The organism is Bifidobacterium saguini DSM 23967 (genome assembly GCF_000741715.1).
GTDB classification, from domain to species: domain Bacteria; phylum Actinomycetota; class Actinomycetes; order Actinomycetales; family Bifidobacteriaceae; genus Bifidobacterium; species Bifidobacterium saguini.
Genome location: NZ_JGZN01000003.1, coordinates 23584 through 47370 on the forward strand (window position 1 = coordinate 23584; position 23787 = coordinate 47370).

General features: G+C 55.7%; 13 protein-coding genes and 1 pseudogene. All 14 read left to right on the top strand.

The window, feature by feature from the left end; all coding sequences use genetic code 11:
- Positions 1–61: 61 nt before the first annotated feature.
- Positions 62–4215, top strand: a pseudogene (locus BISA_RS11795) (PD-(D/E)XK nuclease family protein).
- The gene (locus BISA_RS00255) at positions 4212–8165 is read left to right on the top strand and encodes an ATP-dependent DNA helicase (RefSeq protein ID WP_033889518.1); all 3954 of its coding nucleotides are present in this window, start codon (positions 4212–4214) and stop codon (positions 8163–8165) included. The pseudogene BISA_RS11795 and the gene BISA_RS00255 overlap by 4 nt, the downstream one beginning before the upstream one ends.
- A 186-nt stretch (positions 8166–8351) precedes the next feature.
- The gene (locus tag BISA_RS00260; RefSeq protein ID WP_033889519.1) at positions 8352–9722 is read left to right on the top strand and encodes an MFS transporter; all 1371 of its coding nucleotides are present in this window, start codon (positions 8352–8354) and stop codon (positions 9720–9722) included.
- Positions 9723–9954: 232 nt separating this feature from the next.
- Entirely contained in the window at positions 9955–10710 is a 756-nt protein-coding gene (gene dapB, locus BISA_RS00265) for a 4-hydroxy-tetrahydrodipicolinate reductase (protein ID WP_033889521.1), read from the top strand.
- 138 nt (positions 10711–10848) lie between these two features.
- Positions 10849–11754: a 4-hydroxy-tetrahydrodipicolinate synthase gene (gene dapA / locus BISA_RS00270; protein ID WP_033889750.1), complete on the top strand. Its 906-nt coding sequence runs from the start codon at positions 10849–10851 to the stop codon at positions 11752–11754.
- A gap of 83 nt (positions 11755–11837) precedes the next feature.
- Positions 11838–13685 (top strand): ribonuclease J, encoded by a 1848-nt coding sequence (locus BISA_RS00275; protein ID WP_033889522.1) that lies wholly within the window; start codon positions 11838–11840, stop codon positions 13683–13685.
- A 146-nt stretch (positions 13686–13831) separates the two neighbouring features.
- The gene (gene pepN / locus BISA_RS00280) at positions 13832–16441 is read left to right on the top strand and encodes an aminopeptidase N (protein ID WP_033889524.1); all 2610 of its coding nucleotides are present in this window, start codon (positions 13832–13834) and stop codon (positions 16439–16441) included.
- Between the two features lie 173 nt (positions 16442–16614).
- Positions 16615–17508 (top strand): sulfite exporter TauE/SafE family protein, encoded by an 894-nt coding sequence (locus BISA_RS00285; RefSeq protein WP_033889525.1) that lies wholly within the window; start codon positions 16615–16617, stop codon positions 17506–17508.
- Positions 17509–17648: 140 nt separating this feature from the next.
- Positions 17649–19037, top strand: coding sequence for a phosphoglucosamine mutase (gene glmM / locus BISA_RS00290; protein WP_033889526.1), 1389 nt, complete (start codon positions 17649–17651; stop codon positions 19035–19037).
- Positions 19038–19074: 37 nt separating this feature from the next.
- Positions 19075–19728, top strand: a complete 654-nt coding sequence (locus BISA_RS00295; RefSeq protein ID WP_033889527.1) for a peptide deformylase — start codon at positions 19075–19077, stop codon at positions 19726–19728.
- Between the two features lie 283 nt (positions 19729–20011).
- Positions 20012–20143 carry a hypothetical protein gene (locus tag BISA_RS13460; RefSeq protein ID WP_272945240.1) on the top strand — a complete coding sequence of 44 codons (132 nt, stop codon included), beginning with the start codon at positions 20012–20014 and terminating at the stop codon, positions 20141–20143.
- Between the two features lie 247 nt (positions 20144–20390).
- Complete coding sequence (prfB, locus tag BISA_RS00300; RefSeq protein WP_033889528.1) at positions 20391–21515, top strand: peptide chain release factor 2; 1125 nt, start codon at positions 20391–20393, stop codon at positions 21513–21515.
- A 141-nt stretch (positions 21516–21656) separates the two neighbouring features.
- A complete protein-coding gene (ftsE, locus tag BISA_RS00305) occupies positions 21657–22817 on the top strand; it encodes a cell division ATP-binding protein FtsE (RefSeq protein ID WP_051917230.1) in 1161 nt (386 codons plus the stop codon).
- A gap of 6 nt (positions 22818–22823) precedes the next feature.
- Positions 22824–23747, top strand: coding sequence for a permease-like cell division protein FtsX (gene ftsX / locus BISA_RS00310; RefSeq protein WP_033889529.1), 924 nt, complete (start codon positions 22824–22826; stop codon positions 23745–23747).
- The last annotated feature ends 40 nt before the right edge of the window (positions 23748–23787 follow it).

The window sequence follows — 23787 nt, forward strand, 5'->3', positions numbered from 1 at the left end:
AGGCAATATTGAGGTAGGGAATAATTTTTCCCTAGTGAACAATGGGGCTTAGTCTTGAATCATGAGTAAGAACGTGAACCCTTCATTACTGTTGGACGGCATCGAGCGCGATGGTGCGGCGAGGCTGGTCATTGGTGTGCCCGGTGCCGGGAAAACGGAATATGCATTGGCACTATTGCTGGAAGGATTGCGCAGGTATGGCGATGCTCACGCCGTAATGACGGTGTCAGGGCGTATTGCAGCCGATCAGTTGGGCAATCGCGTAATTCGCGAGCGAGGGTTCTCAACCCAGGCAAGACCGGTCACCACATTAGGAGCGGTGGCGTTCCGCGTGATTGCGGCATCCCGTGCTTCGCGTAATTTACCTGCTCCGCGTTTGCTGAATGGTGCCGAACAGGATATGTTGCTCAGGCAGGTCATGGCTGTTCATATGAGTCATGTGATAGCGGGCGATGAATGTGTAACCTGCCGACTTCTCAGTGAATATTTCGCGCAGTCTCAATGGGCATCGTTGATTATGGATCCTAGCGGTTCTGTCGCGGGAGGCTCCACCAGCGCAGAAATCATGGCGAGAGGCATTTCGGATGCGTTCATTAGTCAGTTGAGAGATATGCTTGCGCGATTGGATGAACTCGGCGTTGGCCCGCGCGAGGAACCATCATTGATACAGTCGGTTGCCGCCGACTCACGCCTATCGGTGCAATGGCGTCTGGCTTTTGCTCTGCGCGCTGAATATATTCGCGCGCAAGTCGAAACATATGCTGGCCAATATCGTTTGGACGCGTCGTATTTATTAGTAGCCGGTGCGCGTGAAGTGCAGGAAATCCGTGTAAATAGGAACGATTTGGCTCAAGATGGGCCAATGCGAACGGAATCAGATTTGGAGCTTCCGACTCTGCCGCGGCTTATTGTGGTGGATGATGTTCAAGATATCACTTTGGCAGGCATGCGTTTTCTTGAGGAATTACATCAGTCCGGCACGGCAGTTGTATTGGTTGGCAATCCGGACGAAGCAGTGCAGACCTTCCGAGGATCCTATCCTGAGTATCTTATGCGCCGTGCTTGTTCGGGGCCGTTGAATGCTGCCGTGGTTCCTCTAGGATCTCAAAACGCAGGTGAGCCAGGAAAGGCGGCGGATTATGCGCATGTGGTGGCTTCGCGAGTATCGCTGTCCATTCCGTCTGAGGAAGAGGAAGAACTCCCTCCCGCAAAACGACCGGGCAAGCTGACCGCGGTTTTACGTTCGGGGATGCAAATATCCGCAAAGGATGATTCGGTGCTTTCCGGTTTATACCGTTCCTCGCGCGAAGAACTGGATGACGTGGTGTGGCGTATCAAACGAGCCCACCTTGACCAGCATGTTCGATGGAATGATATGGCGGTCATCGCGCACGACAATGCCACTGTGCGAGTATTTGGCGAACGTCTTCGTCGCGATGGAGTGCCGGTCCGGTATTCATCGGTCACTCGGCCTCTTAAAGATGAGCCTGTATTCAAGGGTTGTTTGCTCTTGTTGAACTTGCCCTTCTTCGTGTGAATGGCATCAACCATTGCAATATGACGATGGCCCAGATAGCCTCATATGCGCGTGCGCGGGTGAGAACCTTGATGAATGGTCCTTTGATTACTTCGGGGAAAAAACCCGGGCAGGGTGGAACCGCGCGTCTGGCTCCAATTGAATCCGCCATGAATGCTTTGGAATCATTATCAACCATCTCCGGCGATGAAGGCGCGTTATTCGCATTAATGCAAGGATGGCATGCGCTGAGCGAACTTGCTGACTCTCAGTGCATGGCGGATTCGGCAGAGGATGCTATTGCGCAGCATGCTGAATTGACGGTTGACGTTGACGACGCCCTTGTGGATGCCGACTCTCATAAGGAACTTGCATTTGGCATTGATGCACTCTATGTCATGCTCGCTTTGGATGTGAGTTCGGCTCCGGCCCAGCAGGTACTTGCTTCGATACATGCTGTATTGGGCAACGATGTGCAGGCACAGGCTTTCATGAATCTATGGAATCTTGTCAATCGCGTCAGCGAAGGGTTGCGTTCACTGCCAGAAGACCAGCGCAATATGCCAAGCAATGCATTGTCCATTGCTTGGCAAGCCGCAGGTGTCGCGTCGGCATGGCAGAAGATAGCGCTCGCGAACACACCGGATGGTCGAGCCTCCAATGACAGGCTGGATGCGGTTATGCGATTATTCCAATTCGCCGAAGATGCTACTGCCAGCAACAGCATCGTGGGTTTCATCACTCAAGTACGTAATATGCAGGTTCAGGCAGACTCTCTGGCGCATGTTGGCCCGGTAGAAGATGCGGTAAGTCTTGCCACTCCGGCAGGTGCAGCCGGCCGCCATTGGCCATATGTGTGGATTGTTGAGATTGAACAAGACGTATGGCCGAATCTTGCCGGGCGCAACACCATGTTCGGCGGGGAAGAGCTTGCAGAACTGGTTCTTCGAGGAACGTTGGCGAGTGTTGATGAGCAAGGTCACGATCCGCGATTCGTGTCGGTACTTTCCAGTGAGAAGAAAAGCTTCTTGGTCTCATTAACTAGAGCATCCAAGCAGGTGTATCTCAGCGCGGTATGGAATGATGATGCAAGTCCCTCGGACTTCCTGTTTGGTTATTTGCCGGAACATTATTCCCGCAACAAGCAAGAAGCGACTTTTACTTCGGTGGGCTATAGCGAAAGTGGGCAGACCGGCGAGGTGGAAGATTCGGATACTGCTGCATGTGCCGGATTGGATGGTTCTCCACGAGATTTAGTTGCTGCGGCACGCGCCTCACTCGTTTGTGAATCAGAACATGCGTCTCAGGAGCATGATGCGGCTACAGCTTTGGGCATATTGGCCGCGCACGGCATTGAAGTCGCCCATCCCGACAATTGGGCGTTTACCGCCCAAGGCGATTCGGACATGAATGAACCAGAAGATGAGCGTGCAGCTACTGCAACTGCAGCAGAAAACATGCCGGTGGTTACGCTATCTCCCTCGGCGGTCGACGGATTATGGGCATGCCCTGTGTGCTGGATGTTAGAGCATCAATTTGCCGGCCCGCAACCAGGGTCGGTGAATGCTGGGTTTGGTACGTTGATTCACGCTGTAGCCCAACAAGGAAGCGAAGAGCATCTGGACCGTCTTGGCGTCGATGAGCAGGCGCTTCAGGCTTTGGGCCTGGATGCTTCTTCAAGTAGGGAACAGCGTATTCAGGCGGTTAGCGACAGGCTGATGGCGCTGTATGAAGATAAACGGCCTGATCCCAATGCGGTGGCTGATACGCGAGAACGGTATCAGGCTACGCGTAAAGATGATGCCGCTGCGGATATGTTGCATAACATCGCCGATTATTTCGTGACATCCGCGGAGGAATCATACCTTGGGAAAAACTTCGGTAAATTCAATATTGGTGCATTGCATCAGGTCGATTGCGAGCTGCAGTTTGCTGCTCGATTTGATTTGAACGATATTCTCGCGGCATACAATGCTATTCCCGGTGTAGCTCCTATTGATTGCTCCACATTGCTGGAGTTGATGGGAATGCTGGTTGGAGGATGGCCTGAGGGTATGTGCGAAAACCTGATCGTGCGGCTTTCCGGACGCATGGATCGTGTGGAGCATCGAATTCTTGCGGATGGAAGCAGTAATATTCGACTGATTGACTATAAAACTGGTGCTGTGCCGGTTCTCAAACAGGTTTTCAACGATCTTCAGCTGGTGTGCTACCAATTGGGGCTGATATTCTCGGAGCAGGGCCCCCGTGGAGAAGCCGCGTTGCGTAAAGCTCCAGCAATAGGGCAAAGCATGTTGTTCCATGTTGCGAAGAATGCGTCTCCTGCGGCAAGCCGAGCGCCTGAAGGTGCCTTCCAGCCGCCATTATTTACTGATGGAAGTCTTAATGCAGAACCCTTCGACCAACGATACTTCTACACCAAGCCAGACAAGTTCTACGATATGCCTGTGCTTGCGCCGGAACATAAACCACATGGGGTAAGCGAGGAGGCATGGCGGCAATTCCTGAGTCTGGCGGGTACCCAAGCTATGTGGTCGCTCACCATGATTTCGCGCGTATTCTATGCTGCCGCAGCTAGTCGGTCGGCAAAACTGGATGCGCATCCGCAATCCACGCACGTTGAATACTGTCGAATGAAGCACGTATGCCCAGCGTGCGCAGGTCAGGTGGACACCGTATTTGAAACGAGGCAGGCATGAGCGCTTTTACCCCAAGTCCAGAGCAGGCGGTCATCATCGATGCTCCTGCGAATGAAGATGTACTGGTGGTTGCCGGAGCTGGCTCCGGCAAGACCTTTACCATGACTCAACGCATTATCGCCCTAATTCACCGGGGTGTAGCTCCTGAACGTATCCTTGGTTTGACGTTCACGCGCAAAGCCGCAGGAGAACTACTTGACCGAGTTTCGGCCGCAGTGGGAGATACCGGCAATCAGCAGACACATACTTCATCTGGCAGTTCACCCGATCTGGCAGGGAATGCGTCTCGCGCCAATCATGCTGGCACGTCATGGGACCATGCTTTTTTCAAGCCCGCGATTTTCACCTATGACGCATTTTTCCAAACATTGGTAAGACAATATGGCCTGCTGGTCGGCTTCGATCAGAATACGCAGCCATTAAGCGAAGCCAGTGCACTGCAGCTTGCCATCGAAGTCATCGACCAGCACATGGACTTGGTGTTCAGTGAAGACTTTGGTGCGCTTACCACGGTGGCAGAGCAAGTCATCAAATTATCCGGAGCTATTGGCAGCGCCATGATTGGCGCGGGATGCACCGATTTCGAGGACGCCATGAATCGGGTAAGCCGATGGGATACCGCCTTCATTGACGTATTGAATAAGAACCTTGAAGAGGAGTCGATACCTGATAGTGAGCCCAAGGTTCATAACATCAGTAAGACTAAAAAAGATACTGATGCCAGCTGGCAAGCCAAATTGGATACTCGAGCTGAGGAAATGCATGCGTTATGCGTCTACCGGTGTGGCGAACTGCTCGCCGCAACACGTAAGCGTGAAGTATTGCTGCAGTTAGTGCGCGCGTATACGCAAGCCAAAAGAGAACGGAACATGGCGGAATTCTCCGATTTCACCATTGCTGCCTATCAGTTGATTGAGCGTTTCCCCTCCATCGGGGAGCAAACGAGGCGCAGATACAGCCATGTGTTGCTGGACGAGTATCAAGACACTTCCACTACTCAGGCTGCCCTCATTGCGGCGCTATTCCACCCAGATGATGACCATCGATGCGCCGTCAATGCCGTGGGTGACCCGTTCCAGTCAATCTATGCTTGGCGAGGTGCCAGCCCTGGCGCTTTCCGCATGTTCCAGCATGACTTCCATATGCCATCCGAATCGCGTCCATTCCCATTATCTGTTACCCGACGAAATAGCCGGATTGTGCTCGAAGCTGCTAATGACTTGACGTTGCCTTTGCGTTCCCGCCCCTCGCGCCCCTCAAGCTCACTGATGCGGGAAGTCGATGTTTCGTCACTTCAAGCATTAGATAACGCTCCGGAAGGCACGCTTGGCGTGCTTGGTTTCGAGACGGGCGGACAGGAAATCGATGCGGTAGTGCGGTTCTGCAAGCATGCGGTGCGAAAATACGGCCAGCATGAATATGATCAAGCGCATGTGGCCGTATTGTTCCGATCCAAAATACCGATGCCGTTGTATCAAGAAGCGCTTGAACAGGCAGGTTTGACCACATTTGTAGTAGGGTATTCCGCTTTACTGGAACGCCCGGAAATACGCGACATCATGGCGTTGCTGCATGTGGCATCGGACCGGACGGATACACAGGCGCTTATGCGTTTGCTGGCAACTCCGCGGTTCAATCTCTCTGCGGCTGATTTGACGGCATTGGCGCGAATTGCCGAAGAGCTCAACACTCAACAGCGATTCAGGGCGCTAGTGGAAGCTGGATTGGTTTCCGCTGACACTCCTGCGTCACAACAGGCAGCAGTAGTGCGTGAACATCGAGACCAAGTTGCCAATGCAGTGTTCGTTCCCGATTTGCTATTGCATGATGATCTTGCCTCAAATTTGAGCCGATTAAGCAAACATGGCCAACAAGGCGTTATGCAAGCCGCGCAGGCTGTGCAGCAGGTACAGCATGCCGTTGGGCGTCCGTTGGCGGAAGTGGTTCGCGTGGCCATTGAGGCGCTGAACCTCGATATTGACACTGTCGTGGCTCATGCCGTGCGAGGAGACGGGCGTCTTGACCCGACCGTTGCCCGAATGCCAATGAATTCCATCGTGGATTTGGTCGATACTTACACACAAGAAATTGCTGCCGATCAAACGCCGACGCTTCGCGGTTTCATGGCCTGGGCCGATTATCTGAGCAGTGTGCAAGATGAGGCGGCCAATTTGCCGGACGCTCCAGTAGACGTGGAACTCATGACCGTGCATCAATCCAAAGGACTTGAATGGGATGCCGTGGCGGTCGTGGGCATGACGCAGGGAGGATTCCCCAGCAACCAGGGCGATCATCTTACCGTGACGTTGGAGGAAGGCCACGAAGGCGGCATGGAACAAGGCCAATGGCGGGCTCCCGAATATCACGAAACAGCGAATTCGTGGCTTACCAAGCCCATAGCGGTACCGGCACCAATGCGAGCTGATGCCGACATATTGCCCCGTTTCCCTCACGATGCTGATATCAATGCTGACCCTATTGCCGCGCTTCAATCATTGGAAGGTGTGGAAGCCATCGATGATGAAGCATTCGGATCATTGCGTGATATCGGAGATGGCGTGGAAGACTCCGATCGTAGCGTCTGGTACCTGACTCAGACAGAAGAGTATGGTCGCAGACTGCATGCCGACGAGCGCAGACTGGCATATGTGGCGCTCACCCGAGCCCGCAATGATGTGTTGATGACCTATAGCGTGCATGCGAATGCACCCAGCAGAGATCCATCCACCGTAAAGAAAGGCGCAAAAAAGTCCGCTCCTTCCAACTTCTGGATGGAAGTTCATGATGCCTTACATGCACACCCACATGCAGTAAGTGCGGAACAATGCGTGTCTCAGCTGGGAGACAAGGCGGTATTTGTTACTCAACAGGGTGATGCTATTGCAGCGCCTCAAGGATTCTTTGCGGGAGATGCGTCCCGCGAATACTGTGAAGCCGTGGTAGCCGACGCTTGGCGCACACCATTGGAACATGGAACGGAAAACAATGATTTGTGGTGGCCTTCATTATTGAGTCCGGATATTCGTCAGCGACTGAACCACGGTGTTGACTCTGTTCATCAGGCTATTGCCAAAGCCGAACAGACTCTGACGACCAGCGGCAAAACCTCAACGTTGATTTGCGGTCCGCTCTCTCAACGCGCGCAACTTCTAGCCGATGATGCCGATTTGATGAGCAGTAATGAAAGCAGTGCCATCCTCGACGACATGGTGAAAGCGAAGGCGCAGCGTATTCTTGCTGCGGGCAGACAAAACGTTACCAGTTTGCAGGCTCGCGTTGGTGGCATGAGTGAGCGTGAAGAGCGCGATTATTGGCGTTACGTTGTACGCCCGGTGCCGCGCATCTCCTCACCAGCGGCGCAGGAGGGCACCCGTTTTCATGATTGGGCGGAGCGTTTTGTGAATGCCGGCAATCCAATGGAACGGTCGGAGCATGGACTATCGCTTGAGACTGGCACATACTTGGATGAGTACACGGGTCAATACGGCGATGAATATAGGGGAGTAGCTGTTCCAGAAGAAGGGCATCTGCCGATATGGGCTAAGCGGCTTGCCCAGTCACATTGGGCGCAGCGTGTGCCGATATGGGCCGAACGCTCCATCGTGGTGAACGTTCCCGGGATTGGCATTGTCAACGGCAAACTGGATGCCGTCTTCGCTGGAGGGCTGAACTTGGAGGATACGTCCAAACAGTTCACCGTAGTTGATTGGAAAACCGGTAAACGTCCTATCAAGCCAGAAGAAGTCGAACGAAAATTAGCACAGTTGGACATGTATCGCCTGCTGCTATCTGTAGTGGAAGGAGTAGAGCTGGAGAGTGTCGACGCTACCCTTTACTATGTCAGTGAGCCTAAGGAAGGCTTGCGTGAGATTCATGCTCGCGGCAAAAATAAACAGGAAATCCTTACCGAGTTGAGCTCCGGAATCCCTGAACAATCTGACAACGACTAAGCGCACCAGCGCTTATGACTGGGTGCCATGAAGACACGTCGAACATAGTGTGTTTCGACCGTTGAACATCAAGGTGCCTGTCCGCGGGAGAAACGCACCGCGTGACGTTGCTCAGGGGCCGCTACCCTCGGAAGGCATGTGTGGGCGGGCGCACATGCCGGACGAATTACCAGTAAGGAGTACATTGTGTCTACGACTCGTGTTGGTACCAAGTCGTATGCTGCCCACCCCTCCCCATATCGGAGGCTGTTCGCATTATCAGGGGCTAAAGCTTTCTGCATTTCCGGTGCGGTGGCTCGTTTGCCGATCTCCATGATGAGTCTCGGCATTGTCTTGGCATTAAACCATCTGTATGACAATTGGACCATAGCCGGCACCATGAGCGCCGTCTATGTGCTTGCCATGTCCTGCGTTACGCCGTTTTATGCCAGGGCATTCGACCGTTTCGGGCAAGCTCGAGTCGGCCGCATTGCACTCGCCGTGCAGATAATCGCTATGTTGTCGTTCGCCTTTGCGGCTCTGATCCGCGTGCCGATAGCGGTGTTATTTGTGCTCGCCATCATCATGGGACTCACGCAGTTTTCGTTCGGTGCATTAGTCAGAACGCGTTGGGCATATGCATTACGCACGGTGGAAGATGGTGATCAGCTGCTCAATACCGCCTACGCTATGGAAGCAGCCATTGATGAGATCGTATTCATTCTTGGGCCGATCCTGGCGGCCTGGCTCGCCACCTCAGTGCATCCGGTTTCGCAACTTTTCGTACCTACATTGGCTTGTGGCATTGGTGGAACGATATTCTTCTCTCTGAAATCCACTCAGCCGAACATTATTGTGCAAGAAATCGATGTACCGGTTCGCACAGCGGAACAGTGTGACGGCATCGGCTCGTCAGCAAAGACGGCAAGCGCAGCAGCTGCATCGGGAGCTGCGAATGCCGCCGACCAGTTGACGCTGCGACAGTTGAAAACCCATGCGCCCAAGCCTAAGAGCGTGCTGTTGTACGCCGGTGTACTGCCATTATTGGCGGTGTTCATCGTCTTTAACATGAGCTTCACGTCGTTCGACGTGTCAATCACCGCAACAATGAAAGCTATGGAGCTGGAGCCCTTCCTGGGCGTTCAGCTGGCCATGTTCGCCGTTGGCTCATGCGTAGGCGCATTAGTGTTCGGCTCCCGCCAGCTCAAAGGTTCGCACTGGGCGCATATGGTGATGTTCCTTGCGCTGCTCACGATAGGGTATGTGTTCTTCCGCCTGACGATGGATAATCTCATCCTGTTGGGAATCGTGGAGATTCTGACCGGTTTGACGGTTTCGCCACTGTTCGCCACTGGTAACTTGATCGTCAAGGATCTTGTGCCGGCCGAATCGTTGACGGAAGGCCTCAGCTGGGTCACCACAGCAGGTACTGTGGGCACGTCAATCGGTTCCTCGGTAGCCGGAATCGCTTTGGATTCAGCAGGTCCTCATATCGGTATGATGCTGCCGTTCCTCTTCACTCTGGCAGCAGTGCCCATCGCCTTGTGTGGATGGTGGCTCGCCAAACGCCGTGCCTGAGGCAACACACATCTGCCATGACTCGTAGTTCATGGACATTTCATTGGACTGCATACGGCAGAGTGATAATCTGTTTGCCGATTCAACGGCGTACATGATGATGCCCATGCGCATGAAATACATGATTGCATGAGCACCGCAACGCCTAGGAAAAGTATGGAAATGGATGACGAGATGGCGCTCGGTACGCTGGGCGGCCAGCATGTCAACGCGCAGTGGAAGCAGGACAATCATGATTAAGGTTTCCGTGGTCGGTGCCAAAGGACGTATGGGCTCTCATGTGGTCGAAGCCGTTAACAACGCCGAAGATACCGAACTCGCGCTCGCATTGGACGCCGGCGATGATTTGACCCAGATCACTCCCGCCAACACTGATGTGGTGGTGGAATTCACGGTGCCAAGCGTGAGCCTCAATAATGTACTGACGCTGATTGGACAAGGCGTGGACGTGGTGGTGGGTACCACCGGTTGGACCGATGAGAAGCTCGCTCAGGTCAAAGCCGCCATCGCCCAAGGGCCGAAGCCGGAAACGCAGAAGGTGTTCATCGCGCCGAACTTTGCCATTTCCGCAGTGCTGGCCGACTACTTCGCCACCAAGGCCGCCAAGTACTTCGAATCTGCCGAAGTCATCGAGTTGCACCACCCGACCAAGGTGGACGCTCCTTCCGGCACCGCCATCCACACCGCACGCGGCATTGCCGAAGCTCGCAAGGCAGCCGGCATGGCTCCTGTGCCGGACGCCACCGAAACCGATGGTGGCTCCCGCGGCCAGGTAATTGACGGCATCCACGTACATGCCGTACGTCTACGTGGCCTGAATGCCCACGAGGAAGTGCTGTTCGGCAATGCTGGAGAGCAGTTGACCATTCGCGCCGATAGCTTCGATCGAACCAGCTTCATGCCAGGCGTTCTGCTGGCCGTACGCAAGTTGACCGGCGACGCTCCGGCGGGTCTGACCGTGGGCCTTGATCAATTCCTTGACCTGTGATGCACGCCTGTGATCTTAAGGGATCCAGACAAATCACATATCAATTATCAATCACACATACCAATTACATCCATCACACACAAACGTACGTTTCTCTACATTACAGAAGCGTCCACAATGGGAAGTACGGTGAACATTATGAGCGAGCATGACATGCATCTTCTTGACCCTGCGCCTTTCGGCCGAATTCTGCCGGCAATGGTTACCCCTATGAAGGCAGATGGCAGCGTTGATTTTGACGCGGCGGTCAAGCTCGCCAAGCATCTCGTCGCCGATGGCGCAGACGGTCTGGTGGTTAATGGCACTACCGGTGAATCGCCTGTGACCCACATGGAAGAAAAGGTCGAACTGGTTAAGGCCGTCAAGGAAGCAGTGGATGTTCCGGTGATTTCCGGAGCTGGTTCCAACGACACCGCTCATACCGTGCGCATGGTTGAGCAGACTCAGGAAGCCGGTGCCGACGCGGTGCTCGTCGTTATGCCCTACTATTCCCGCCCCTCGCAGGACGGAATCGTCGGCCACTACAAGGCCGTCGATGAATCCGCCGAAAAGCCGATCATCGTATATGATGTCCCCGGCCGTACCGGTCTGAAGGTCAAGGTGGAAACCTACGACCGTCTGGCCGAACTCGAACACGTCAAGGCCGTCAAGGACGCCACCGGCGATCTTGCAGCCGCAGTGGAGAAGCAGCAGCGCACTGGTCTCGCCTGGTATTCCGGCGATGATGGTCTCTTCCTGCCGTTCCTCTCCATCGGTGCAGTTGGCATCATTTCCGTGATTGCCCACGTTGCATCCAACCCCATGCAGCAGCTTGTTCAGGCATTCGATCGTGGCGATATCACCACTGCCCGTCGTCTTGCCAATCAGCTTGCCCCTCTTGTCCATGCTCTGAACGGTGACGGCTACCAGGCCGTCATGGCCAAGGCTGCGCTCAAGGTCAAGGGATATATTCCTTCCACCACTATGCGCCTGCCCAATATCGGTCCGGATGCCGCTCAGCTTGATAAGGCAGAAGAGGGCATGCGCGCCGCTGGACTGCTGTAAGCAGCTGCTGTACACGGGTTGCCAGCCCGCCGCTTCTGCATGACAGAGCAGAAGCACAAATAACAGAAATAATCCAAGAAGATATGGCACAAGAACAAAAGAAGACAACAAAGAACAATAACTCTCGGCGCCGCGGCTCCTCTTCTCGCAAGGGAGCCAAGGGCGCCGGTAGCCGCAACAACCAGTCCCGCAAGATTAATCAGGCACCTACCGCACCTCAGCAGGATGCCGTGCTGATTGCGCCTCCGAAGTACCGCAAGGGTTCCATGCGCATCACGCCGCTTGGTGGTCTGGGTGAAATCGGCCGCAACATGAACGTGATCGAATACAATGGTCACCTTCTGCTCATCGATTGTGGCGTGCTTTTCCCCGAAGAAGAGCAGCCGGGCGTTGATTTGATTCTGCCCGATTTCAGCTACATCAAGGATCGTCTGGACAGGGTCGATGCTTTGGTACTGACCCACGGTCATGAGGATCATATCGGCGGTGTGCCGTATCTGCTGAAGTTGCGCCCGGATATTCCGCTGATCGGCTCCAAGCTGACCCTTGCCTTTGTTGATGCCAAGTGCAAGGAACATCATCAGAACCCCACCAAGGTGGAGGTCTCCGGTCGTGAAAAGCTCAAGGTGGGTCCATTCGACCTTGAATTCATCAACGTGACCCACTCCATTCCGGATGCTTTGGCCGTATATGTCAAGACTCCGGCTGGTTCCCTGATCGACACCGGCGATATCAAGCTCGACCAGCTGCCGCTCGACCATCGCATCACCGATCTTGTGGAATTCGGCAAGATCGGCGAAAAGGGTGTGGACCTGCTGATGATGGATTCCACCAACGCTGAGGTTCCGGGCTTCGTGAAGCCGGAAACCTCCATTGGCCCGGCACTGGATCAGGCATTCGCTCAGGCTACCCGCAAGATTATCGTGGCCAGCTTCTCCTCCCATGTGCACCGTGTGCAGCAGGTGGTGGATGCCGCCCACAAGTACGGCCGCAAGGTTGTGTTTGTCGGTCGTTCGATGGTGCGCAACATGTCCATTGCCGCCGATCTTGGCTACCTGCATATTCCTGAAGGCACGGTTGTGGACCTGAAGCAGGCCAATGATATTCAGGATGACAAGCTCGTCTACATGTGCACCGGTTCCCAGGGCGAGCCGATGGCCGCGCTTGGCCGCATCGCAGACGGCAACCACCGCGATATTCACATCAACGAGTTTGATACGGTGATTCTCGCCAGCTCCCTGATTCCAGGCAACGAGCATGGCGTGTACAAGGTGATCAACAAGCTGGTGCAGCTTGGTGCCAAGGTAGTGAACCGCGATAACGCCGCCGTGCATGTTTCCGGCCACTGCAATGAGGGCGAGCTGCTATACATGTACAACATCGTTAAGCCGAAGTGCGCCATGCCTATCCACGGTGAGAACCGTCATCTGGTGGCCAACGGCCTGATTGCCGTCAAGACCGGCGTCGACCCGCAGAACGTGGTGCTTGCGGAAGACGGCGACGTGGTGGACCTCTACCACGGCAAGGCCGCGGTGGTTGGCTCTGTGCCATGCGGTTACGTGTACGTCGATGGCGATTCCGTTGGCGAGCTGACCGATGATGAGCTTGAGAAGCGCCGCATCCTCGGCACTGAAGGCTTTGTTTCCGCATTCGTGGTAGTGGATACCGATAATCGTGAAGTGGTTACCGGCCCGAAGATTTACCTGAATGCCGTGGCCGAAGACGAAAGCGAATTCGACAAGGTGCGCCACCAGATCGTCGAACAGCTGAATGATGCCCTGATGCAGGGCACCCGCGACACCTACAAGTTGCAGCAGATCATGCGTCGCACGCTGGGCAGCTGGGTTGCTCGCCAGCTGCATCGCAAGCCGATGATCGTGCCGGTTGTTGCCGATATCGCTCAGGATGTTGAAATCGCGGATCAGCACTGAGCGACGCTGAAAGTAGCGGGTCAGGTGGAGTAATACCCCTGACCCGCTACAGTCGTATATAACCTTTACTTAAAAAGTCGTTATGCCATTCCGGCGCACTGCGCCACCTCCCGCCAACCGGGAGGTTTTTGTATGAAAGGAACACTATGCCCGGATCGAACCTGACCCGTGTTGAGGCCGAAGAACGCAAGGCCGTAGTCGAAGCACCGATTCACTATCATGTGGATCTTGACCTGACCGTGGGCCCGAAGAACTTTGGTTCCAAAGCTCTGATTTGCTTCAATGCCGAGGAAGGATCCTCCACTTTCCTTGACCTGATCGCCGACGAAGTGACCGCCATCGAACTCAATGGTGAGCCGTTGGATCCGGCCGTGGCATACAAGGACAGCCGCATTGAGCTGACCCACCTGAAGGCCAAGAACGAGGTCACCGTCACCGCGTTGTGCCGTTACTCCAACACCGGTGAAGGCTTGCACCGCTCGGTCGATCCTTCCGATGGCAACGTGTACCTCTATTCTCAGTTCGAGGTTCCGGACGCCCGCCGTGTCTACGCCGTGTTCGACCAGCCTGATCTGAAGGCCACTTTTGACTTCAAGGTGCTTGCTCCGAAGAGCTGGATTGTCACCTCCAACATGCCTGCCGCCAGCGTCGAAGATGATGTGCGCGAAACCCTTGACGGTACTCTGGAAGAAAAGCCGAACGAGTCCAGCCGCCTGTGGATTTTCGAGCCGACCCCGGTCATGAGCTCCTACCTGACTGCCATCTGCGCTGGCCCGTACGCCGAATGGCATACCGAATACCACAACGAAGACGGCCGCATTGTGCCGATGGCTCAGTACTGCCGCCAGTCCCTTGCCGAGGCATTCGCCAAGGACGTGGATTATCTGTTCGACATCACCAAGAAGGGCTTCGCCTTCTACGCCAAGACCTGGGGTGTGCCGTACCCGTACGCCAAGTACGACCAGATCTACGTGCCGGAATACAACGCCGGCGCTATGGAGAACATCGGCATGGTCACCATCCGCGACTCCTACGTGTTCGAATCCAAGGTGACTGATGCTCTGGCCGAACGCCGCGTGGTAACCGTGCTGCACGAGCTGGCTCACATGTGGTTCGGCGACTACGTGACCATGAAGTGGTGGAATGATCTGTGGCTCAACGAGTCCTTCGCTGAATTCACCTCCACACTGGCCACCGCTGAAGCCACCGAATGGCATGACGCCTGGGCCACCTTCTGCTCCGGCGAGAAGAGCTGGGCCCTGCGTCAGGATCAGCTACCGACCACGCACCCGATTGTGGCCCCGATCAATGATTTGAACGATACCTACGTCAACTTCGACGGCATCACCTACGCCAAGGGCGCTTCCGTGCTGAAGCAGCTGGCCTTCTACGTGGGCCGCGAACAGTTCTTCAAGGGCATCAACAGCTACCTCAACCGTCACGCCTACTCCAACGCCACCCTGGCCGACCTGCTGGGCGAGCTGGAGAAGACCTCCGGCCGTGACCTGAAGGCATGGAGCGCCAAGTGGCTCGAGAAATCCGGCATCAACACCATCGCCGCCTCGGTAGACGAAGCCGCTGATGGTACCATTGCCGAGCTCAAGCTCACCCAGACCGCTTCCGAAGAGCATCCGGTGCTGCGTCCGCACCGTCTGGCCATCGGCTTCTACAACGAAGATGAAACCACCGGCAAGATCATGCGTACCGAGCAGATCGAACTTGACGTGGATGGCGAGACCACCATTGTGGAGGCTGCCGCAGGTAAGCAGCGTCCGGCTCTGATCCTCATCAACGATGACGATCTGACCTACACGAAGATTCGTTTCGATGCCGAGTCCCAGGCGTTCGCCGAAGCCAACCTGCACCGTTTCGACGATGCACTGGCTCGCGCCGTGACTTGGCTGGCCTTCTGGGATATGACTCGTGATGGCGAATTCCCGGCCGAGCGCTTCGTAGACATGACCCTGCGCCTTCTGGCCACCGAAACCGAATCCACCACCTTCCGTTACGCGCTGGCCTGCATGAGCACCACCGCCCACCACTACGTGGCACCTGCTCGCCGTGAGGAAGTGCTGCGCCACGTAGCCGCCGAACTGTGGAAGCTGGCCAACGCCGCCGAAGCCGGTTCCGACAACCAGTTCCAGCTCATCACCGCATACCTCGGTTACGGTGAGGAAGGCGATGAAGCATTCGCTGCCAACGCTCACGGCCTGCTCGACGGCACGGTGAGCCTGCCTGGTCTGGAGATTGACAACAACTTCACCTGGACCATCATCCAGTCCCTCACCTCCGTTAATGCATTGAGCGATGACGAGGTTGAGGCTCAGCTGGCCAAGAAGGATTCGATTGTCAACCGTGAGTTCGCACTCGGTGCCCGCTCCGCACGACCGACCACTGAAGCCAAGGAATGGGCTTGGGATCAGGCGCTCAACAACACTGAGCTGACCAACTCCCAGCTGGAAGCCGTGGCTCGAGGCTTCTCCGCCACTCCGAACACGGAGCTGGCCGAGCCGTTCGCAGCCAAGTACTTCGAGACCGTGGACTGGATTTGGGCCAACAAGACCTACCACATGGCCGAAGCGCTGCTCAACGGTCTCTACCCCGGCTACGCCGACCCGGCCACCCTCACCAAGCTCGGTGACGCATGGCTTGAGGAGCACTTCGCTGCCGACAACGCTCTGAAGCGTTTGATCGTCGAGAACGTGGCCTCCTCGCACCGCACCCTTAAGGTTCGCGACTACAACGCAGCCCTGTGATTGTGTTTTCGCCTAACTCCCCTCTCTGAGGGGAGCCGTCGTCAAGGCGACTGAGGGGAGCTGCCCCAGAGCAGCAGTCCACATACCAAAAGAAAACCCGCAAGCAATCCTCAACAGCGTATCCTCGCTCAAGGCTGGCAATGTGCCGGCCCGAACAAGCGAAGGATACGAGGATGATTGCGGGTTTTTCCATACTCTCACTACTGCTGATTCTGCTGGCCGGCATTGGAGCTGGATTCGTGGGATACGCAGTGGGTGCATCCTCGCTGGTTTCTTACCCGGCGCTGCTTGCGTTCGGCATTCCACCGGTGCTTGCTAATGCATCGAATACGGTCGGTGTGGTAGGCACTGGCATTGGCGGCGTGATGGGTGCACGTCGCGAGCTTAAAGGCCAGACTTTGCGCGTTATCACGTATGTGGCCATCGGTGCTATCGGTGGTGTGATCGGCGCATATTTGCTGCTGGAACTTGATCCGAAAGTCTTTGAATTTGCGGCTCCCGCACTGATTTTGTTCAGCTCGCTGATTATTGCCGTCAATCCTCGTGGGCGCATGCAAGCGAAGCAGGCGGCCGCTGATGCCGCGGCCCAGCTGAACCACATCAATGCCGCCGAGCAAGCCACGTCAACGGAATCGGTTGCTGAACAGCACAAGGCCGAGGAGCGTGCGTCCAAACTTTCCATCGACCAGCCGGTGCAGCCGATGAACAAAGACTCCTGGTGGGTCTGGGTCGGCGTGTGGGCCGTGGCCATCTATTCCGGCTACTTTGGTGCTGGCGCTGGCACTTGCGCGCTCGCCGTACTTGATGCCGCTAAAATCGGACCATTCCACAAAATTAATGCACTGAAAACCCTGATTGGTACCGGTGCGAACATTACCGCATCCGTGGTGTTCATTGTGCGCGGCGCAGTCGATTGGCCAGCTGCCATCATGCTGTGCGTCGGCTGCTTCATCGGCGGCTACATCGCTCCTCCCATCACCCGCAAGATACCCGCGAATATTATGCGTGCCGCCGCCGTGGTCGCCGGTATTATACTCACCATCGATTTGGCGCTCAAGACTTACTGAAGCGTGATTATCGCAAGCAAATGCAACCGAATTGAGCAGCAATGTGTCAATCGGTATGACATCGTGCGCTGAGCCGATTACCATAGTGCTCGTTATAGAACGAGACGGTATCAGACCGCTCAAGTGAAGGATGCAATAGTATGCCGAAAATGTTTGGAACTGATGGTGTTCGAGGACTAGCCAACAAGGATCTGACCGCGCGCTTGGCACTTGATTTGGGAGATGCGGCTGTGCGCGTGCTGGGCGATGCCGGCACAAAGGATGACCAGCCTGAGGGTCGTCGCCGTGCGCTCGTAGGGCGCGATACCCGAGTTTCCGGCGATTTTTTGGCTTCTGCGCTTGCTGCAGGCATGTCTGCCGGTGGTTTTGACGTGATTGACGCTGGCATTATCCCCACTCCGGGCGTGGCTTATCTGACCAGCGTGCTCAATGTGGAGATGGGCGCCGTGATTTCCGCATCCCACAATCCGATGCCGGACAATGGCATCAAGTTCTTCGCTCGTGGCGGTTTCAAGCTGCCTGATCAGAAGGAAGACGAAATCGAGGCTGTGCTTGGCCAGGATTGGGAGCGTCCGACCGGTGCCGGCGTGGGCCGCGTGAGCCACGATCAGACCACGGCTACCAACCTGTACATCGACCATCTGGTCTCCACCATCGCTCCGCTTAACGACGATCAAACCCAGCCGAAGCCGCTGAAGGGCTTGAAGATTGTGGCCGATTGCGCCAACGGCGCCACTTCCGTGGTGGCTCCTGAGGCTCTGCGCCGCGCTGGCGCCGATGTGATTGTGATCAACGCATCCCCGGACGGCTACAACATCAACAAGAACGCCGGCTCCACCCACCCCGAACAGTTGCAGGCGATGGTCAAGGCCACCGATGCCGTAATGGGTGTGGCCTTCGATGGCGACGCCGACCGCTGCCTTGCCGTGGACGAAGACGGCAATATGGTCAACGGCGATCAGATCATGGGCATCCTGGCCCGCGCCAAGAAGCGCGAAGGCAAGCTCAAGCACGATACGCTCGTGGTCACTGTGATGAGCAACCTCGGCCTGAAGCTCGCCCTGAAAGATATGGGCATCAAGACCGTGGAGACCTCCGTGGGCGATCGTTACGTGCTCGAGGAAATGCTCAAGGGTGATTACTCACTCGGCGGCGAACAGTCCGGCCATGTGATCAACCGCGAATTCGCCACCACCGGCGACGGCACCCTGACCGCGCTGACCCTGTGCAACGAAGTCGTCAAGTCTGGCAAGAGCTTGAAGGAACTTGCCGCCGACTTCCCGCAGCTGCCGCAAACCCTGATCAACGTGCCGAACGTGGACAAGAAGGCGGCGTCCACCAACAAGCGCATTCAGGAGGCCGTGGCTCACGAAGAAGAGCTGCTCGGCGATTCCGGCCGTGTGCTGCTGCGCCCCTCCGGCACCGAGCCTCTCGTGCGCGTGATGGCCGAGGCCGCCACCCAGGCTTATGCCGACGAAGTGTGCACGCGTCTGGCCAAGATCGTGGCTGAAGAGCTTGCACTGAAGTAGTCCCTTCCGCAAAGGAAATCCCGCAAAAGGAACCCGTATGTTTGGAAAGAACACCAAAGTCGATCTCGAACTCAACCGTATCGTTGAGCAGCTCATCAAAACCGGCGGCAAGGAGAAGATTCTGCCCATTGTGCAGTCTGGCGAACCGGTACTGCGCCAACAGACTATGGCCTACAATGGCCAGCTCTCCAAGCGCACGCTGGTCAAGCTCATCGACACGATGCACACCACGATGCTCGAAGCTCCGGGCGTGGGTCTCGCCGCTACCCAGATTGGTCTTGGCCTGGCGCTCGCTGTGGTCGAAGACCATGTGCGTGACGATGAGGACGATCCGCGTGAAATCGCGGAATTCCCCTTCCATGTGATCATCAACCCCAAGTACACGCCCGCCAGCGACAAGACCGCATCCTTCTACGAGGGCTGCCTGAGTTTCGACGGCTATCAGGCCGTGCGCAAGCGTTGGCTTGATATCGATGCTGAATGGGATGACGAGGACGGAAACCGTCACAAGGAGCGTCTGCACGGCTGGCCGGCACGTATTTTCCAGCATGAAACCGATCATTTGAGCGGCGAACTCTACATTGATCGTGCGGAGATTCGCTCGTTGACCACCTATGAGAACCTCGAGGACTACTGGTGCAACGACCCGGTGCCCACCGAGGCCGCCGAAGAACTCGGCTTCGCACTGTAAACCGATTACCCTATCTCAGCGTCACCATGATTGCCATGACTGTAGGTTTTTGAACACTGACTGTAGGCTTTTGAACGTTTTTCGTTCAATTTCCTACAGTCAACGTTGAAAAACCTACAGCCAGTGTTCAAAAACCTACAGCCAAGGGTGAATGGGCATCGGCACAGAGTGGTGTGCGATTGAGACCATGAATGCTCTGTATGCAAAGCTGCACAATTATGCGTTGATAGGGTGATGTTGGATTCCTCGACAGGTCTGAGGATCCGTTTATACTTCTGACCTCGTGAGTGAGTATCAGGACAGCCGTCAGCAGCGTGAGAACCGCCGCCGCACTATGGTGCGCGTGGTGTGCGTTGTCATAGCTGTGGCCATGCTTGGCTCCCTGGTTATCCCGGCAATTTACGCTGGACTTTGACGCTGCCTGTGCGCATTCGTGCTTGCGGCTTTCACGTCTGATGCCTAATGATTCGAATTGCGCGGTCAGCGGAACACAACAAGCATCACTGGCCGATGCTGGACAATCGAAATCATAAGCATTTACTGCCGCGGCAATAGCACCAGACATCATCAACAAGTAATGTTTGGCGACGGAATGTGCACAGGCTGTCAACAAGGACGTGGCATCAAGGAACTTTCAAGAATCAACAGTAAGGTAAAACACGATGGCAGAATTTGACTTTACCCAGGCAATCGGCGAGGCCCGCGCTAAGTATGATTCCATCGCCAAGGCGTTGGACGTGGACCGACTCAAGGCCGAGATCAAGGAACTCGAGGCTCAGGCAGCAGCCCCGGGCTTGTGGGATGATCCCGAAAACGCGCAGAAGGTGACCAGCAAGCTTTCCGCTACCGAATCTCAGCTCAAGCGCCTGAACTCCGCATCCCAGCGTATTGACGATGTGGAAACGCTCGTGGAGCTTGGCCGTGAGGAAGGCGATCAGGATTCGTTGGAGGACGCGCAGAACGAAATCGGCGCAATCCAGCAGGACCTCGATCAGATGGAAATCCAAACTCTGCTCGACGGTGAATACGATGAGCGTTCCGCCGTGGTCACCATTCGTTCCGGTGCCGGTGGTGTGGATGCTGCGGACTTCGCACAGATGCTGCTGCGCATGTACCTGCGCTATTGCGAGCGTAATGGCTTTAAGGCCAAGGTGATGGATACTTCCTACGCTGAAGAAGCCGGCATCAAGTCTGCTACCTTCCAGGTGGACGCTCCGTACGCATACGGTCGCCTTTCCGTGGAAGGCGGCACGCATCGTCTGGTGCGCATCTCCCCATTCGACAATCAGGGCCGCCGCCAGACCAGCTTCGCCGCTGTGGAAGTGGTGCCGCTGGTTGAGGCCACCGATCACATCGATATTCCGGATACGGATATTCGCGTGGATACCTACTGCTCCTCCGGTCCTGGCGGTCAGGGTGTGAACACCACCTACTCCGCTGTGCGCATCACCCACTTGCCCACCGGCATTGTGGTGACCATGCAGGATGAGCGTTCCCAGATTCAGAACCGTGCCTCCGCTATGGCTGTGCTCCAGTCTCGACTGTTGGTGCTGCGCCATGAGGAGGAAGCCAAGAAGAAGAAGGAGCTCGCCGGCGATATCAAGGCCAGCTGGGGTGATCAAATGCGTTCCTACGTGTTGCACCCGTACCAGATGGTCAAGGATCTGCGCACCGGTTACGAAACCAGCCAGACCCAGGCCGTGTTCGATGGCGACATCAACGGCTTTATCGAGGCTGGCATCCGCTGGCGTCACGAGGAGCGCCGTCAGGCTGAATCCGAAGAGTAAGAAAAGTAATCGGTACTCTCCGAAAACCTGTCCAGATCTGCTAAAAACTGCAGCGAGTATTGGTTATGGCTCCCTTATCGGGGAGCCTGCAATACCGCTTACAGCACTGGCAATATAAGGGAAACACAAAGGAAAACGGATATGGCATTGATCTCACTGGACAAAGTGTCCAAGATCTACCCTAAGGGTACGCGTCCGGCGCTGGACAATATCAGTCTTGATATTGAGCGCGGCGATTTCGTGTTCCTGGTGGGTGCTTCTGGTTCAGGTAAAACCACATTATTGAGTCTTCTGCTGCGCGAAGAGGAGGCCACCAGCGGTGAGATTCGCGTGGCCGGTAATGATTTGCGACGCATTACGAACCGTCAGGTGCCGCAGTATCGCCGTTCTTTGGGCTTTGTGTTCCAGGACTACAAACTGCTGAACAATAAGACGGTCTGGGAGAACGTGGCGTTCGCGCTTGAGGTGATTGGCACTCGCCGTTCGACCATCAAGTCGCTGGTTCCTAAAGTGCTCGATACTGTGGGCTTGACCGGCAAGGAAAAGAATTATCCGCATGAGCTTTCCGGTGGTGAGCAGCAGCGTGTGGCCATCGCCCGCGCGTATGTGAATCATCCTCAGATTTTGCTGGCCGACGAGCCTACCGGCAACCTTGACCCGACCACATCGCTCGGCATTATGGAGGTGCTGGATTCCATCAACCGCACTGGTACTACCGTGGTGATGGCCACGCATAACGAGGAAATCGTGAACTCGATGCGCAAACGTGTGGTGGAGTTGCATAACGGCAAGATTGTGCGTGATGAGGCTCATGGCTCCTATGATTCCGCGTTGTTCTTCCCGGATGCCGAGGTTGAGGCGCGCTCCGATAAGGCGAATCACATTACTGTCCCCACGCGCGCTGCCATTGACATGGGGGAGGGGCCGTCCGAAGGCATCGCCCGTTTGGCAAACTCGGTGCATTCCGGCCGCACGGGCCGTTATGGTGAAACGTTTGCGCCGATTGAAGATACGTTGACTTGGGGCAAGGGGCTGCCGCTCGATGAGCAGGCTGCCGCAATGGAACAAACGCAGGCTTTCGATCCGCTGAAAGATACGGCTGATGATGCCGCGGCTTCCTCCAATGAGCGTGATGATTCCCGATTCGCTCCGCCGCGTGTGTCGGAAACTCAGGAAGCCGCGCCGCTGGCACCTCCGGCTCCGCCAGCTCCTCCTGCACCTCCGGCTCAGCGGTCTACTGCTGAGGTTGCACCTGCGCCATCTGATACGAGTACTGCTGACGCTGACAAGAAGGGGGAGTAGTAAGTCATGCGTGCGCAATTCATCCTGTCTGAAACATGGACCAATCTGCGTCGAAATCTGGCCATGCTGCTGTCGCTGATGCTGGTCACGTTCATTTCCTTCCTGTTCATTGGTGCATCCGTACTGACACAGGCGCAGATTACCAAGGCCAAAGGCGACTGGTACGACAAGGTTGAGGTTGTGGTCTGGCTCTGCCCAGACGGCACCAGCCAGTCTGCCAACTGTGCTTCGGGCAAGTCGCCTTCCGCTCAGGAAATCACTGATTTGCAGAAGACTATTCGCGATGAGCTCAATGATGTAGTCGCCAAAATCGATTACGTCAGCAAGCAGGATTTCTACGACAACACGTTCACCAAGCAGTATCCAAACGGCGAATTCCAAGGCCGAACCCTCACTGCGGATGATATGCAGGATTCGTTGTGGCTCAAGCTCAAGGATCCCACCAAATATCAGGTGGTGGCCGAGGTGCTTTCTGGTAAGCAAGGCGTGGAGGACGTGACCGATCAACGGCAGATCTTCGACCCGGTGTTCGCCGTGCTGAACCGTGCAACCGCAGTGACCGCAGTACTGGCAGGCGTGATGGTGCTCGTGGCCATCTTGCTGACCGGAACCACGATTCGCATGTCCGCAGCGTCCAGGCGTACGGAAACCGAAATCATGCGATATGTCGGAGCCTCCAACTGGACCATTCGATTGCCGTTCATCTTGGAAGGTGCGATAGCATCCCTGCTGGGTTCGGTGCTCTCCTGTCTGATGCTTTCGGTCATCGTGCGCGTATTCATCACCGGATGGCTGGCACAGTCGGTGACATGGATTCCGTATGTGAATCAGCTCACAGTGCTGATGATTTCGCCATTCCTGATACTTGGCGCGGTATTGCTGTCGGTGATTGCCTCCACGATTTCGCTGAGGCGTTATCTGAGAGCGTAAGCACTGCGCAACACCGCATGCATTCTCAGATTCGCATGTT